12 protein-coding genes and 1 pseudogene are annotated in these 14,866 nt (G+C 56.2%); 5 read left to right on the top strand and 8 right to left on the bottom strand.

Annotated elements, in window-relative coordinates; all coding sequences use genetic code 11:
* Positions 1 to 294 precede the first annotated feature (294 nt).
* Complete coding sequence (locus KCG39_RS11485; protein WP_049112977.1) at positions 295 to 453, top strand: helix-turn-helix domain-containing protein; 159 nt, start codon at positions 295 to 297, stop codon at positions 451 to 453.
* Here the strand turns inward: KCG39_RS11485 and KCG39_RS11480 are convergent.
* The 5 genes from KCG39_RS11480 to mdlC form a co-directional block, all read right to left on the bottom strand.
* A complete protein-coding gene (locus tag KCG39_RS11480) occupies positions 450 to 1,358 on the bottom strand; it encodes a ketopantoate reductase family protein (RefSeq protein ID WP_142468029.1) in 909 nt (302 codons plus the stop codon). The two genes, KCG39_RS11485 and KCG39_RS11480, sit on opposite strands and share 4 nt — an antisense overlap.
* Positions 1,355 to 1,585: a hypothetical protein gene (locus KCG39_RS28080; RefSeq protein ID WP_420844549.1), complete on the bottom strand. Its 231-nt coding sequence runs from the start codon at positions 1,583 to 1,585 to the stop codon at positions 1,355 to 1,357. Before KCG39_RS28080 ends, KCG39_RS11480 begins: the two co-directional genes overlap by 4 nt.
* 162 nt (positions 1,586 to 1,747) lie before the next feature.
* Positions 1,748 to 3,226, bottom strand: coding sequence for an aldehyde dehydrogenase family protein (locus KCG39_RS11470; protein ID WP_142468028.1), 1,479 nt, complete (start codon positions 3,224 to 3,226; stop codon positions 1,748 to 1,750).
* Between the two features lie 34 nt (positions 3,227 to 3,260).
* On the bottom strand, positions 3,261 to 4,595 hold the full coding sequence (locus KCG39_RS11465; RefSeq protein WP_142468027.1) for an MFS transporter: 1,335 nt from the start codon (positions 4,593 to 4,595) through the stop codon (positions 3,261 to 3,263).
* Positions 4,596 to 4,665: 70 nt separating this feature from the next.
* The gene (gene mdlC, locus KCG39_RS11460; RefSeq protein ID WP_142468026.1) at positions 4,666 to 6,255 is read right to left on the bottom strand and encodes a benzoylformate decarboxylase; all 1,590 of its coding nucleotides are present in this window, start codon (positions 6,253 to 6,255) and stop codon (positions 4,666 to 4,668) included.
* Between the two features lie 119 nt (positions 6,256 to 6,374).
* On the opposite strand from mdlC, the gene KCG39_RS11455 reads away from it, so the two are divergent.
* Entirely contained in the window at positions 6,375 to 7,280 is a 906-nt protein-coding gene (locus KCG39_RS11455; RefSeq protein WP_004123517.1) for a LysR family transcriptional regulator, read from the top strand.
* A gap of 90 nt (positions 7,281 to 7,370) precedes the next feature.
* A pseudogene (locus tag KCG39_RS11450) lies at positions 7,371 to 7,580 on the top strand (transposase); the annotation flags it as partial.
* 720 nt (positions 7,581 to 8,300) lie between these two features.
* On the opposite strand, the gene KCG39_RS11445 reads toward KCG39_RS11450, so the two are convergent.
* Positions 8,301 to 9,497 (bottom strand): MFS transporter, encoded by a 1,197-nt coding sequence (locus KCG39_RS11445; RefSeq protein ID WP_087828495.1) that lies wholly within the window; start codon positions 9,495 to 9,497, stop codon positions 8,301 to 8,303.
* 98 nt (positions 9,498 to 9,595) lie between these two features.
* Here KCG39_RS11445 and KCG39_RS11440 point away from each other — a divergent pair, with 98 nt between their 5' ends.
* The gene (locus tag KCG39_RS11440) at positions 9,596 to 10,483 is read left to right on the top strand and encodes a LysR family transcriptional regulator (RefSeq protein WP_004123509.1); all 888 of its coding nucleotides are present in this window, start codon (positions 9,596 to 9,598) and stop codon (positions 10,481 to 10,483) included.
* A 16-nt stretch (positions 10,484 to 10,499) separates the two neighbouring features.
* Here KCG39_RS11440 and KCG39_RS11435 read toward each other — a convergent pair whose 3' ends face one another.
* Positions 10,500 to 10,691 (bottom strand): YfgG family protein, encoded by a 192-nt coding sequence (locus tag KCG39_RS11435; protein ID WP_004123505.1) that lies wholly within the window; start codon positions 10,689 to 10,691, stop codon positions 10,500 to 10,502.
* 370 nt (positions 10,692 to 11,061) lie between these two features.
* On the opposite strand from KCG39_RS11435, the gene KCG39_RS11430 reads away from it, so the two are divergent.
* Positions 11,062 to 13,284 carry an EAL domain-containing protein gene (locus tag KCG39_RS11430; protein ID WP_004123503.1) on the top strand — a complete coding sequence of 741 codons (2,223 nt, stop codon included), beginning with the start codon at positions 11,062 to 11,064 and terminating at the stop codon, positions 13,282 to 13,284.
* Between the two features lie 37 nt (positions 13,285 to 13,321).
* On the opposite strand, the gene ppx is transcribed toward KCG39_RS11430, so the two are convergent.
* The gene (ppx, locus tag KCG39_RS11425) at positions 13,322 to 14,863 is read right to left on the bottom strand and encodes an exopolyphosphatase (RefSeq protein ID WP_004123501.1); all 1,542 of its coding nucleotides are present in this window, start codon (positions 14,861 to 14,863) and stop codon (positions 13,322 to 13,324) included.
* Positions 14,864 to 14,866: the final 3 nt, after the last annotated feature.

Below are 14,866 nucleotides of genomic sequence, written 5' to 3'. Positions count from 1 at the left end.
AAGTACCTGTAAGCCCGCGTAACAGCGGGCTTTTTTGTTTTTGTGTCTGGCACTTTCTGGCAGCTGTTAGCAACGGGAAGCACGGTTTTTTCAATGGAATTTTTGATGGTACTCTCTGGTTTTGAATTTTGATCTCCTCCCTGAAAACAGTACCAGGGTCACCTTGCTGGTGTGGATTTCACAGCGCTCACGAGAGTGCTACCAGTTGGCCGCCAAGCCCAGGGAGCGCGGCCTGCAGTATCTGGAAAACCTGACGCTGCTGATCGAAAGTACTTCAGGGAGCCCCAGCGCATCATGACCGAAGCCAAGCGCAATCTTATCTACACCTCGATGACGGTTGGCCAGGTCGCCGACAGCCTGGGGTTCGTCGAGCAGGCTTACTTCTCACGGTTCTTCAAGCGCACAACGGACCTGACCCTGAAGGCGTTTCGCCTTCAGCGCCGGGAAATCTAGCCTTCGCTCAACTTCACCAGGCTGAACAGCATCTCCAGCACTGGCGTGGCGACGCCCAGGCGCTTGCCACGCTCGACCACCGCGCCATTGATGAAATCGATCTCGGTTTTGCGACCTGCCTCGACATCCTGCAGCATCGACGGTTTGTGCTGCTGGTGATTGCGAAAGGCATAGTCGACAGCAGCGATAACCCGCCGCTGATCAGCATCAACGCCAGCAGCCTGTGCAACCGCCACGGTTTCGCTGACGATGCGGGAGGTCACCTGCCGTCCCTCTTCAGCGTGGCCGACCGCGCCCACGGTCCGGCGGGTCACCGCGCAAACCGAATTGAGCGCTGCGTTGAACGCCACCTTCTCCCAGATCGACACCTGCACCTGCGGATCGGCCTTGCACGGCAAACCGGCCTGGCTAAAATTCGCCGCGATTTCGTGCACGGTCGGGCTGTCCTTACCATTGCCTGTCCAGATATTGATGTGCCCTTCGCCGTGGCTGTGCACCACGCCAGGCGCGACAAGGTCTGCCGGCAAGTTGGTCATGCCGACGATGATGCGCTCGGCCGGAACCACGCGGGCGATGAGCTCGGCATTGCCCAGCCCGTTCTGCACCGAAAGCGCCCAAGTCTTCGGCCCCACCAGGTGGCGCACTGACTCGATGGCGGCGGCGGTATGAAACCCCTTGGTAAAGATCACCAGCAGGTCGAAGTGGCCTGTCACTTGGTGTGCACGAGAGATCGGCACCCTGACGCTTTCCTGTACGTCAGGCGTCTCCAGGCGCAAGCCCTGGCGAGAGATGACCTCGATGGTCGTCTCCGACGCCTCCACGAAAGACACGTCCTGTCCAGCCAAGGCCAGGCGCGCACCAAACAGTCCGCCCATCGCCCCTGCGCCCACTATTGCAATTTTCATTGCTGCTCCTTCGAGTAAATGAATGGCCACTTCAGGAAGCCATTCTCTGTCTCACAAATAAATGCGTACCCGGCAAAACATAAATGCCGTCTATGTCCTGAGGCATTGCACCACCGCTGGCCCACGCCATGACCGCCGATTGTCAGGGTGGTCATGGCGCCGTAACTCTTGTTGTCGATATCGCCATACAATGCTTTGCCGTCTTCACGGTTCTGGGAGTGGCGCAACTCGGTCTGCAGCGAGTAGCCGGTCGACAAGACGGACGGTTGGACAAGTCCAGGTAATGCTGCTGATAAATGTCCTCGATCTGGCCGTAGAAAACAGAAGAATCACGGCGTCAGTGGATTCGCAGGACCAGGCGCAAGCCGAAAGGAACCTGCGCCAGTATGCTAGAACGGGTATTTGCGTGGTGTCATCTGCACGCTGATCCAGTGATCGGTGGTGAATTCCTCGATTGCCCACTCACCGTTGAAACGCCCCAGCCCCGAGTTCTTCTCACCGCCAAAGGGAGCGTGTGCCTCGTCGTTGACCGGAATGTCGTTCACATGGGTCATGCCAGCCTTGATTCGACGCGCGAAACGCGCGCCGCGCTCCAGGTCGGCGGTGAACACGGCGCTAGATAGCCCGAACTCGCTGTCGTTCGCAAGCGCCAGCGCGTGGGCCTCATCTCGCGCGCGCTGAATGCCGACCAGCGGGCCGAAAATTTCGTCGCGGGTGATCTCCATTTCTTCCGTCACATCGGCGAACACGTGAGGCGGCAGCAGTTGCCCACGCACGTCACCTTCGACGACTGGACGGGCACCCTCCTCCCTGGCCCGCGCTACCTTGCTCAGCAACGTGTCCAGTTGCTTGCGGTTGATGATAGGCCCGACCACGGTATCCGGCTCGCTGGGGTCGCCCACCTTCAACGCCTTGACCCTTTCGGCATAGCGCTCGACGAAGCGGTCATACAGTGCGTCCTCGACGATGATGCGGTTGATCGCCATGCAGATCTGCCCCTGGTGCAGGAACTTGCCCATCACCGCCGCTGCTACCGCCTGCTCCAGGTCGGCATCGGCCAGCACCACGAACGGGCTGTTGCCGCCCAGCTCCAGTGCCACGTGCTTGAGGTGCTTGCCACCGCTGGCGATACGGCCAATGTTGGCGCCCACAGGGGTCGAGCCCGTGAAGGAGATGAATTTGGGTACCGGATGCTCGACGAACGCATCACCAATCTCGGCACCAGAGCCGACCAGCACGCTAATCACGCCTGCCGGAACGCCGGCTTCCTCGAAGATGCGCGCGGCCAGCAGGCCGCCCGTCACGGGGGTATCGCTCGCGGGCTTGATCACCACGGCATTGCCCAGGGCCAATGCCGGTGCCACCGAACGCTGGGTGAGGTGGAGCGGGAAGTTCCATGGGCTGATCACCCCCACCACACCCAGAGGCTCTCGGTAAACGCGATTTTCCTTGCCTGGGACGTTGGACGGCAGAATGCGCCCGTGCACCCGCGCCGGAAAAGAGGCTGACTCCAGGGTGATGCTGCGCGCAGCGCCCCACTCGATTTGCGCCTTGATGCGGGTACTGCCCGACTCGCGGATGATCCAGCCGATGATCTCCTCGCGACGCTCATCGAAGATCTGCACCGCACGGTGCAGGATGGCCGAGCGCTGCCCCGGTCCTATCATCGCCCACTCGACCTGGGCGCGCTGCGCGGCCTGATAGGCTTCGTCCAGGTCATCGCGGGTAGCCTGCTTGATCTGCAGCAGGGTTTCTCCGTTGTACGGATCGCTGACCAGCAGTGATTGCGGCGCACTGCCTTCACGCCATGCGCCGGCAATCGGCAGCAGGTGAAGATCGCGATACGGCGTGTGATTGACTTGACTCACGGAATATCTCCTTTATCAGCATTGGGCACGTTGTTCAGTGATGGGTGTCTGCCGGCTGGGCATTCAAGCTCACGCTGGCAACGGCCCTTCTTTTGATCATGGCAATGGCGAAAATCGCCACCAATCCGGGGACCGCGCAGAGAATGAAATTGATCTGCAGTGGCAGGTTTATGCTCAGCATCAGGCCGCCCATTGCCGGGCCAGCCACGGCCCCGAAACGGCCAATTGCCGAACACCAACTCACGCCCGTCGCACGGATCTCGCTCGGGTACTGCTGTGCAGCGAAGGCGTGGATGACGGCCAGGGTGCCGATGGTGGTGGCACCGGCGATCAGCAACATAGCGTTGAGCAACAGCGGGCCAGGCTTGATACCCAGCGTGCAGAGTGAGATCACCGCCAGCAGAAAGAACAGTATCAACGTGGGCTTGCAGCCCCAGCGATCGGCGAGCCAGCCACCACCCAGGGCGCCGAAGGTGGCGCCAATGTTCAAGGTCACCAGGAACATCAGGCTCGAACCCAGCGGGAAGCCACCGGCGACCATGATCTTCGGTAGCCAAGTATTGAGCCCATAGACCATCAGCATGCACATGCCAAACCCCAGCCACAGGAACATCGTACCCACGCCACGTCCTTCGGTGAACAGACGCGACAACGGTGCCGCGCTCGAAGTGCGTACGGGCGCATCGAAACGTACCTGGTCAGCGTCGACGGCGGGATCGATGCGTTTGAGCAGCGCACTGGCCGCGGCCTTGTCCTTTTTCAGCAGGAAGTTCAGCGACTCGGGCAGCTGGCGGTACATCCACGGCAGGAACAGCAGCGGGATGCCGCCCACCAGAAACGTTGCCTCCCATCCAAAGCGAGGAATGATAAACATGGCTACCAGAGCAGAAAAAATTGCCCCGATCGAGTAGAAGCTGAGCATGATAGTGGTCATTCGGCTGCGACGTGCTTTCGGTGTCAGATCATTCATCAACGCGACGATGTTGGGGATCGCCCCCCCCAGCCCGACGCCGGTGACGAAACGCAGAGTTGCGAAACTCTCCGCATCCCAGGCCCACGCGGTACCCAGCGTGCAAACACTGGCCAGCGTCATGGCGCTGAGAATAACTTTGCGCCGTCCCAGGCGATCAGCCAGCGGGCCGATGACGACAGCGCCGAACATCATGCCGAACAGCGCGGCACTGCCCATCCAGCCGGCAATGACCGGAGTCAATGCCCAATGCTCCATCAATTGCGGCACGACAGAGCCGTAGATGACCAGGTCATAGCCATCGAACAGCATGATGAAGGAACACCAGAAAAGTAGGGTATAGTGGAGTTTTCCAAGCGGAGCGGAGCCCGCGACATCCAAGGCACGTCGTTGAGTCATTGTTGTATCTCTTATTGTTGTTATCGAGATTAGTGAGCGAGGCGCCGGCGGCGACCACGTTCACATGAGGTCAGTGAGGCTGGATGGTCAGGGTCGGCACCTCGATGACGGTGGGTTCATTGGCGTCCAGCGCAGTTCGTAGTGCCGCCTTGAAGCTGTCCCGGGTATCGGTGTATACGGCCTTGACCCCATAGCCTTTGGCAATGGCACAGAAGTCCAGGCCGGGAACGTCAAGGCCAGGGGAGTCCTCGGCCTTGAGCACCCCGGCAAACCAGCGCAGGGCACCGTAGGTGCCGTTCTTGAGGATGATGAACACCACGGGTACCCGGTATTGCGCGGCCGTCCAGAGCGCGGTGATGCCGTAGTTGGCAGAGCCATCACCGATCAGTGCGACAACTCGGCGCTGCGGTTGGGCGAGCTGCACGCCAACGGCGGCCGGCAGGCCGAAGCCCAGGCCACCCGCTGCCGGGAAGTAATAGCTGCCTGGATGACGCAGGTTCATGCGCTGCCAGAATGCCGTGGTTGTCGAGGTTGATTCCTTGACATAGATGGCATCGTGCGGGGCGACTGCATCGAGTACATCGAACAGCGTTTCCGGGTGCAGGTGGTGCGGCTCGTCGGTGACACACTCAGGCGCAGCGAGTGCTTCTGGATACGGCCGGGACTGCTGGACGACTTCTTCGGCCAGCACGCGCAGGGTTTCCTTGATGTCGCCGACCAGCGCATGGCCCATGGGTGCTCGTGCAGCCTCTAGCGGATCGGAGGTGATGTGCAGCAGTTGCGCCCCGACCGGCAGGTAATCACCGGGGGCAAACTGGTGATAACGGAACACCGGCGCACCCACCACGATGATCAGGTCATGGCCTTGCAGGGTCTTGCTGATGCCAGCGATAGCCGCTGGCAGCACGCCCCGGAAGCTGGGGTGACGGGTAGGGAACGGGCAGCGCGACGCCGACGGGGCGATCCAGACGGGCATGCGCAGCTTGTCAGCCAGGGCCACTGCGTGGTCGTTGGACAGCGTCGCATCGACATCGGGGCCCAGTACCAGCACCGGATTGCGTGCGTCTTGCACTTGCTGGACCAGCACCTGCAGTTGCCGAGCGTCTGGCGTACCTGCCGTCTGCACGTCGCGCTCGATCAGGTGCTCGACGCCGGGTCCCGAAGGCTGATCCCAGTCATCGTAAGGAATCGACAGGTACACCGGTGCTTTCGGCGTGGTGTTCGCATACTGGATCGCCTGGCTCAGGGCACGCGGTACGTCCTGGGCGTTGGCTGGTTCGTAGCTCCACTTCACCAACGGCTTGGGCAGTTGCGTAGCATCTACGTTGGCCAGCATGGCCTCTACCCCGATCATCGGTCGCACTTGCTGACCCGCGGTGATCACCAGGGGGCTGTGCGAGTACCAGGAGTTGGTCAGCGCGCCCATACCGTTCCCCGTGCCTGCCGCAGCATGCAGGTTGACGAACGCCGGCTTGCCGCTGGCCAGCGCATAACCGTCGGCCATGCCCACCACCGCACCTTCGTGAAGGCCGAGTACGTACTGAAAGTCTTCCGGGAAGCTCTTCAGGAACGGCAGTTCGTTGGAGCCGGGGTTGCCAAAGATGGTGGTCATGCCGTGGCGGCGCAGTAGCGCATATGCAGCGGAGTGAATTGTTTTCATAAAGTTAATATTTAGTAAATGTCATGTAGTTCAACTGTAGAGAGATGACTAAAATCGATCAAATAAATACTTTGACTTCAGCGCATAAACACTATCTATATACAACGGGAGATTAGCCAATGGCCGGTTTCGACCTCAACCTGATCACGACTTTCGTCACGCTCTATGAAACCCAGAGTGTCACCGTGGCTGCTGAGCGACTCTGCGTGACTCAGCCATCAGTGAGCTATGCATTGGCCAAACTCAGGGAACAGTTCGATGACGCCTTATTCGTACGTAACCAACAAGGCATGCAACCTACGCGGCTGGCTACTCAGCTCTATGAGGGATTCAAGGAAGCCAGCCGTAGCATCAATGATGCCGTTTCTGAGGCACGCAAATTTTCCCCATCAACCTCAAAGCGACGTTTTCGCCTTGCCTTGTCGGATTTGGGGGAAATTGCTTTGCTGCCAAGAGTGCTCGACCGTCTCAACCAGATGGCGCCGAGTATCGAGCTTGACATCGTGCCGCTTGAGATCGACCAGGTCGCAACATGGCTGAACGATGGGCATATCGACGCGGCTATCTGTAGTCAGATATTGCCGGGGGCCGGCATTACCCACCAAAGGCTGATGAGCGAGCAATACTGTTGCCTGGTCGATGACGCTCATCCACGTATTGGCACGCAGATGAACATGCAGCAATTTCTCGCCGAACCCCATGCAATTGTCACCCGAACATCCGGCCATGGCATGGTAGAAGACGTCCTGAAAAAAATGGCCGTCGAGCGCCGAGTGCGGCTACGCATCCCACATTTTTCGGTACTGCCAAAGATCATCCCCGGGACTGAGATGATCACTATCTTGCCCTATCGCATTGCCTGGAGCTTTTGCGAATTTCCAGGAGATAAGCCATTGAAAGTCGTCGATCTACCTTTCGAGGTACCATCTTTCGAAGTGACCCTGCACTGGCATTCGCGAAGTGAAAAATCCACTTCGCTGAAGTGGTTCTGCGAGCAGATTGAGGCTGCACTTGGTGAGCCTTAAGACCGCTACCGGCAGATTCTGTTGAAAAAGTAGCGACCTCTCCGTGCCGACGGCAGAATCACTCTGTCGGTGAACGCGGGGACGAACAGCATGATGGGACCGCTACCGGGTGGACGGCTGCGCCTGTTCTACTCGTTCAATCTGGAAGACCATATCCCAGTCCAACACCTCCTGCGCAGTATCGACCAGTGTCTGGATCTGCGTGATCTACTCAGCTACCTTGCGGATTTCTACAGCTCCATCGGACGCCCCTCGATCGACCCAGAGTTGATGATGCGGATGCTGGTCATTGGCTACTGCTAAGTGGGCGATCGCTAATGGAGACAGGGATTTGTCCCGCGTAGCTCTCTCCGTTCTGGCAAAGGTAGCAGTCGTAATATCGCAAGATTTAAAGTGCTTAGTCGATGACCCTGCTGTCGTTACTTTGCCCTGCCACCAAGCATACCGCAGCAATATTGATTACCAGCGGCTTAGGTACTGGTGCCGTGAAAGTCGCAAGATCGTTATCGTTTACCAGGATAGAAACGGTATCGAGACGCAGCGTACCGTCTGGCCGTTCATGATGGGCTTATGTCACAGGAGCGCAAGTGGTGATCGCATGGTGTGAAATGCGTGAAGACTTTAGGGTATTCCGAGACGAGCGGATCAAGGTCGTCAAGTTTTGTGAGATGCAATACCCAGTCCTCACAGCCGTACTACGTAGAGACTGGATGCAGCGTCAAGCGCTGTTGGCAGTTCAGACAGGCTCTCAAAAGTGATGTTGATCCTTTATGGTATTTGTCATGGTTTTAAAGTTTTTCGTGCCTTGTAGGCTTCGGATTTACTGGTCTGTGCGGGGCTATTGATAATTGAGTGGGAATAAATTGTATTCTTTGCGTTAATTGAATAAAAAATAATGCCATTAGTGATTGACGTCATTAATGGCATTTTTCATAACAATATCGCCGGATTACGGCATTCCCTGAGACGATAAATACGGTTTGTCTTACCGAGAAATCAAAAGTCACAGGGGTCATACTGTCAGCCCCGTTCTTCAATCGCCGCGGGCGAACTCTCACGTTGATACCATGCAATTGACATCGCCAGGCCGAAAACCACCAGCGCCAGCGCGGCGGAAATCGCTAAACTGCCTCTCATCCCAAGATGATGATTCAGCCACGCGTAGGCAAACGGCGAGGCGGCGGCCAGCAGCTGCGCGGGAATCAACAAAATGCCGGTTCGCCGGGCATAATCCTCCGTGGCGAAAAGCTGCAGCGGCAGGGTGGCTTTAAATACGGTCGTCAGGCCGTTGATCGCGCCGTAACCCAGAACAAATCCACCAGCCGCCCAGGAGAGATATGACCCGCTCAGACCGAGCGCAAAGCAGAGCGGCATCGCCAGGGTGGTCAATATCGTTAGCCTTAACGGCGTAAGGGCGGAACCGGACGCGACTTCGAGAAAGCGCGCGCCGGTTTGCCCAATCCCCCACAGCATTCCCACTGCGACAGGCAGCCCAACGCTGGCGATAAACTCCGGAAGATGCGTCGAGGTACCGTTGGAAACGAAGGTCACCAGCGCAATCAGCGACGCGTAGAGCAGGGCGGAGCGCTTATCGCGGCCAGATAGCCGCTGGCGTTTAATCGCCAGCTGGGGTGGCGGCAATTTATTATTTGGCATTTTCCACAGCAGCATAGCGCTAAGCAGGCCGAACAGGGCATAGATCAGCAGCGCATGCCGCCAGTCCATCTGCGTCAGCAACCCTGCGCCGAGCGGCCAGAACAGAGCCGAAGCCAGCCCTCCGGCCAGCGTCACGCGCGAGATGATGAGTCTGGCGCTTTGCCCATAGATATTGACCAGCGCGGCAAACAGCGCGTCATAGAGCGCCAGGCGCATGCCGAACCCGGTCAGGGCCCAGGCGGCGAACCAGGCCGACAGGCTATGGACGTAAGCCATGATCAGGCAGCCTGCTGAAATCATCAGCGTACCTGTGACCACTATCCGTTGGCCGCCAAAGTGGGCCAGTAGCCGGGCGACAAATGGGGAGAGCATTGCCATCATGAGCATGGCGATAGTCAGGCCGAAGTAGATTTCCGTTGCGGCCCAGCCGGTCTCTTGGGCGATAGCTCTGGCGAAAGTGCCGGGCATATAAAACGATATTCCCCAGTTAATCAACTGGTTGCACCCGGCGGCAAGGGTGACAAAGCCCGGCGCGGAGAGTGATTTTGCAGGTGTTTTCATGATCGTCCATTTTGTTACGCTGTTGTCGGCAGCATACCCTGCACGCTATTGTGGAGGCAGGCCGGTCCATTTATGACCCTTATAAGAGAAACTTTGTGATGACGACGCTCAATCTGGGAAATCTGGCGACGTTCCGCCTGGTGGTACAGCGCGGAAGCTTCTCAGCCGCAGCTGACCTGCTGGGGTTGTCGCAGCCCGCGGTAAGCCTGCAGGTACGTCAGCTGGAACAATTTCTGCAGACCAGACTGCTTGAGCGCACCGGGCGAGGCATTAAGGCGACGGCGGCGGGAATCGCTTTGCTGGCGCATAGCGATCGGATTGAGCAGACGGTGAGCGCGGCGGTGCAATCGGTTAGCGAATTCAACCGTGAAATTAGCGGTTCGGTGACGCTGGGTACCGGGGCAACCGCCTGTATCCATCTATTACCTCCGCTGTTGCAGAAGCTGCATCAGGATCATCCTCTGCTGACGGTCAGGGTCACGGTTGGCAATACGCTGGAGGTCGTTCGGGCTATCGAAGAGAATCGGCTCGATCTTGGGCTTTGTACGCTACCGGCGAACGGACGCAGCCTGGCGGTAACGCCGGTATTAAATGAAGAGTTTGTCTGTATCTTCAGCGATGGGCAAGACGAGCTGTCCTCGCCGCTGACGCCAGAGATTCTGCAATCATTGCCGCTAATTGCTTTTGAAGCGGGTAGCGGAACCCGGGATCTGATTGACGGCTGGTTTCGCCATAATGGACTAATGGTCGTGCCCGTCATGCAGTTAGGCAGCATTGAGGCGATTAAGCGCATGGTGCGCGCGGGACTGGGATACAGCATTGTGCCGCGTATGGCGGTAGAGCATCCGCAGGATAGCATCGGCCTGAAGGTGCAATCGTTGACTCCGCTGCTGTATCGTCAGCTAGGCGTCGTTATGCGCCAGGATAAAATCATCAGCAAAGGCATTGCTGAATTGCTGCGTTTGCTACCTCAAATCGGTTGCTGAACGCGGTACGCAGCGCTTATTTTTGTACGGGCGTTTTCAGCGAGTCGGCAGGTTCAACAGTAATGGTGGATTGCTGCGACTGCTTCTTATCCTGATGATGATACCAGGCGCCGATGGAGGAGTAGACAAAGCGTCCAAAGAAGAAGATAAAGCTGATAAGCAGTACGATACGGGTCATGCGACGGTTAAATCGATGTCGTTTACGCATACTGGGTGCCTGACTCACAAAAGGTTCCTTAAAGTATACCCAAAGGATGGGCGATGTGCGTATTAAGGCACAGTAAAGCGGAAGGGTCAATTGATGAGAATGTAAAAATCCCAAGGCTAAAACATTAATAAATGTTATATAAGATAATCCTCGTATTTACATGCTTTCTGCTTATCGCAGATTGATGTTAAAAAAAAAGCATTATTAATATTAGCCTCGAGATTTCTTGATTTATATCAATCGTCTATTTTTTTCGACATCTAAAATCATCAGCAAGTTACGCGTTGTTATTCCTTGCGCGATTATGATGGTTGGTTGGATGCCTGCCTGAATATACCCTGCAGGATTTAGGGTTATCCGTAGAGCATCTATGAAAATAATTAAACTATACAGACAATATCGGGATAAATGGTGGGCGTTGCCGCTGATCTTGCCCATTCTTTTACTCCCTCTGGCAAGATGGGCTAACACCGATGCATTACTCAATGGTAATGAAGTTTATCTTTACTATTTACCCCTGGCGTTAGTACTGAGCCTGATGCTGTTTTTCGGCTGGGCCGCTTTGCCGGGCATCGTTCTCGGTTTGTTACTTACCATTACGCGCGGCATGACGCTGGAAGATTCCATCGGCGTGATTTTTCATTTTCTTATTCCGACGGTTCTTTGCTGGGGCGGGTATCGCGTTTTTGTCCCGCGCAGGCAGCAAATCTCGCACGGTAATGTGCGACTGATGCCTCAACGTTTATTCTGGCAGATGCTGCTACCATCACTGATCTTTCTTATCCTTTCCCAACTCGCCGAGTATTTGGGGATCCATCCGCGCGCAACCGGTTTGATTGGGGTCAACCCCTTAAGTTTGCGTTCGCTTATCACCTTTCAGGCCCTGATGGCCGGATGTTTGACCGGCGTGCCGCTATGCTACTTTCTGATTCGAATTATCCGCAACCCGCTCTATATTCGGGGTTTTGTTTCTCAGATTCGCCTGCAGATCGATCCAAGAATAAAGCGCTTAGAATTTATTTTATGGGTGGCAGTGCTGATCTTTTTATTGGTGCTGCTATTAATGCCGTTGAATAGTACGAGCACTATTTTTAGCACGAATTATACCTTGTCCTTGGTTATGCCCGTGATGCTGTGGGGGGCGATGCGTTTTGGCTATCGCTTCATTTCATTGGTTTGGTCCCCTATATTGATTGTTATTATCCACTTTCATTATCAATATCTCCCGCATTCACCGATTTACAGTAATCAGCTAGCTATTATCTCCTCAAGCTATCTGGTGTTTTCATTTATTATCGCCTATATGGCGATGCTGGCGACGCAGCAGAGAATTTTTTATGCGCGCATGCACAGGATGGCCTTTATGGATCCGGTTGTACGCTTGCCCAATATCCGGGCGCTAAGTCGGGCGTTAAATAAATTCTCCTGGTCAGTGGTGTGCTTCTTACGCATTCCCGAGCTGGAAATATTGGGCCGCCATTACGGCGTTCTGTTGCGTATTCAGTACAAACAACTGCTGGCCGAGTCGCTCAGCGAGCTATTGCAGCCTGGTGAGGATATCTATCAGATGGCCGGGCACGAGCTGGTTATCCATCTGCACAGTGAAGACCATCAGCAGCGAATCCCCCTGCTGTTTGACCACCTCAAAAAGTTTCGCTTTGTCTGGAATGGTATGCCGCTGCAGCCGCCCGTGGGACTCAGCTATTGTAACGTTCGCTCTCCGGTGACGCATCTGCATTTACTGCTTGGAGAACTCAGCGGCGTGGCTGACCTTTCGCTGGCGACCGGAAGTCCTGAAAATTTACAGCGCCGTGGCGCCATTAATACGCAGCAGGAGCTGAAAGACAAAGTCACGATAATGAATCAGCTGGTAAAGGCGCTGGAGCACGATCGCTTTATTCTGATGGCACAACAGATAGTCGGCATCCGGGGGGATAGCTATCATGAAGTTCTGCTGAGAATGCTGAATGACAACGATGAAATCATCATGCCTGATGTCTTCTTACCGGTGGCGCACGAGTTTGGACTGTCGGCGCGCATCGACAGTTGGGTCCTCGAACATACGCTGATCTTTATGGACAAGCGGCGCAAAAAGCTTCCTGGAATGCGTCTGGCGATAAATATTTCACCTTTTTCTGTGAGTAACAGCCATTTCCATCAGCAGGTAAAAACGCTGCTGGAGCATTATGACATCGAACCCTGGCAGATTATTTTTGAGCTGACGGAGAACCATTCGCTTACCAATCCCGAGCAGGCACGGAAAACCCTGGCGCAGCTTCAGGACCTGGGCTGTCGGGTCGCGATTGATGATTTTGGCACCGGCTATGCCAGCTATGCGCGGCTGAAAACGCTGAATGCGGATTTGCTGAAAATTGACGGCAGTTTTATTCGTAATCTGGTGACCAGCAGTCTGGACTATCAGGCCGTTGCCTCTATTTGCCTTCTGGCGAGGATGAAAAATATGCAGGTGGTGGCTGAATATGTCGAAACGCCAGAGATTCGTCAGGCCGTGGTTTCACTGGGGATCGATTATATGCAGGGCTATGATATCGGCAAGCCGGCCCCGCTTGAGGCGTTGGTTGAGGATGAATAAGCGAATGGGCCGGATTTTCCGGCCCATATGAGTGAAGCTAGCTTGCCGCGTCAGGCTTCTCTTCTTCGCTGATTTTCAGCCACCAGTCAGGTACGCCTTCCCAGTACTCCTGCTCTTTTTCCAGATCGAGCAATACCAGCGCATTCTGGCTAAACCAGTCATGCGGGAAGGTCAGCGTCCAGTGGTTCGCCTCGGTTTTCAGCGTAAGGGTTGGCGGCGTGGTCGTCGCCTGTCGCTGGTTATTCAGCAGCACCCCAAGGCGCAGCAGCTGTATTAACGGCAGAAACTGCTTTTTCTTAAACAGCGTAAAACGCGGTAAATCATCCAGCTTAATCGCTTTACGGTGATAGCGAACTAAGGTGGCCATCAGCATCTGCTGTTCCTGATTAAAGCCCGGCAGATCGCTGTTTTGCAGGATGTAAGCCGAATGGCGGTGCATGCCGCTGTGGTTAATATTTAAGCCGACTTCATGCAGCATGGTCGCCCATTTCAGCAGCGCCGCCAGATGAGGGTTCGCAAGCTTGGGATTCTGCTCCTGCCATTGCTCAAAAATATGCGTGGTGGTCTCCAGTACCCGACGCGCCTGCTCGCGGTCGATATTGTACTGGTTCGCCAGACTTTGTGCGGTGCGGCTACGGATATCCTGGTGACGGAAACGTCCTTCCATCTCGTACAGTACGCCTTCGCGCAGCGCGCCGTCGGATAAGCGCAGCTCTTTAATCGCCAGCGCGTCAAACACCCCGCAAAGAATCGCCAGGCCGGGAGCAAAAACGGCTTTACGATCTTCCGAGAGTCCAGGCAGGCTCAGCGAGTCGAAGTTTTTATACTTCAGTAGTTCTTCGACCAGCATCTCAAGGCGCTCTGGGGTGATAAAGCCGTCTTTCTCACCCATGGCCACCAGCACTTCGTGAGCGGCTTTAATGGTGCCCGATGCGCCGAGGGCGACGTTCCACCCCTGGATGCGGAACTGCCAGGCCAGGGTTTCCAGCTTTTGCACGGCCGACAGACGCGCGCGCTGGAAATTCTCTTTGTTGATGACGCCGCCAGCAAAGTAGGCCTGAGAGAAGCTCACGCAGCCCATACGGCGGCTTTCCACCAGACGAGGCTCGAAATCCTCGCCGATCACCAGTTCGGTAGAGCCGCCGCCGATATCGATGACCAGCTTACGCCCTCGCTCCGGCTGCGTATGCTCCACGCCCATAAAAATCAGACGCGCTTCCTCGTTGCCGGGGATGATTTCAATGGGGTAGGGGATGACCTGCTCCGCGCGCTTAAGGAACTCTGCGGCGTTTGTCGCCTGGCGCAGCGTGTGCGTGCCGACGATGCAGACGCTTGACGGGTCAAAACCCTGCAGGCGCTCGGCGAACAGCGACAGGCAGTTCAGCCCGCGCGTCATAGCCTCTTCGCTCAGTACAGAGTTTTCATCCAGACCATCGGCCAGATGTACCCGCTGTTTCAGACGACCGATGATCTGCATAGCCCCGTCAACGACACGGGCGATCACCATATGAAAACTGTTCGAACCGAGGTCGACCGCAGCGAACTCCTGCGGCCGAGGGGCATTTTCGTTTATTGGCATAGG

Origin of the sequence: Klebsiella pasteurii, assembly GCF_018139045.1 — a bacterium.
Taxonomy (GTDB): domain Bacteria; phylum Pseudomonadota; class Gammaproteobacteria; order Enterobacterales; family Enterobacteriaceae; genus Klebsiella; species Klebsiella grimontii.
The sequence above is the reverse complement of the archived record's forward strand: the minus strand, read 5'-3'. Positions and strand labels throughout refer to the sequence as shown.

Bases quoted from the DNA above. Each gene is read 5' to 3' on its own strand.
- KCG39_RS11435 (WP_004123505.1), bottom strand. From the start codon at position 10,691: ATGCGTAAACGACATCGATTTAACCGTCGCATGACCCGTATCGTACTG.
- KCG39_RS11445 (WP_087828495.1), bottom strand. From the start codon at position 9,497: ATGAAAACACCTGCAAAATCACTCTCCGCGCCGGGCTTTGTCACCCTT.
- KCG39_RS11480 (WP_142468029.1), bottom strand. From the start codon at position 1,358: ATGAAAATTGCAATAGTGGGCGCAGGGGCGATGGGCGGACTGTTTGGT.
- KCG39_RS11455 (WP_004123517.1), top strand. From the start codon at position 6,375: ATGGCCGGTTTCGACCTCAACCTGATCACGACTTTCGTCACGCTCTAT.
- KCG39_RS11485 (WP_049112977.1), top strand. From the start codon at position 295: ATGACCGAAGCCAAGCGCAATCTTATCTACACCTCGATGACGGTTGGC.
- ppx (WP_004123501.1), bottom strand. From the start codon at position 14,863: ATGCCAATAAACGAAAATGCCCCTCGGCCGCAGGAGTTCGCTGCGGTC.
- KCG39_RS11465 (WP_142468027.1), bottom strand. From the start codon at position 4,595: ATGACTCAACGACGTGCCTTGGATGTCGCGGGCTCCGCTCCGCTTGGA.
- mdlC (WP_142468026.1), bottom strand. From the start codon at position 6,255: ATGAAAACAATTCACTCCGCTGCATATGCGCTACTGCGCCGCCACGGC.
- KCG39_RS11430 (WP_004123503.1), top strand. From the start codon at position 11,062: ATGAAAATAATTAAACTATACAGACAATATCGGGATAAATGGTGGGCG.
- KCG39_RS11440 (WP_004123509.1), top strand. From the start codon at position 9,596: ATGACGACGCTCAATCTGGGAAATCTGGCGACGTTCCGCCTGGTGGTA.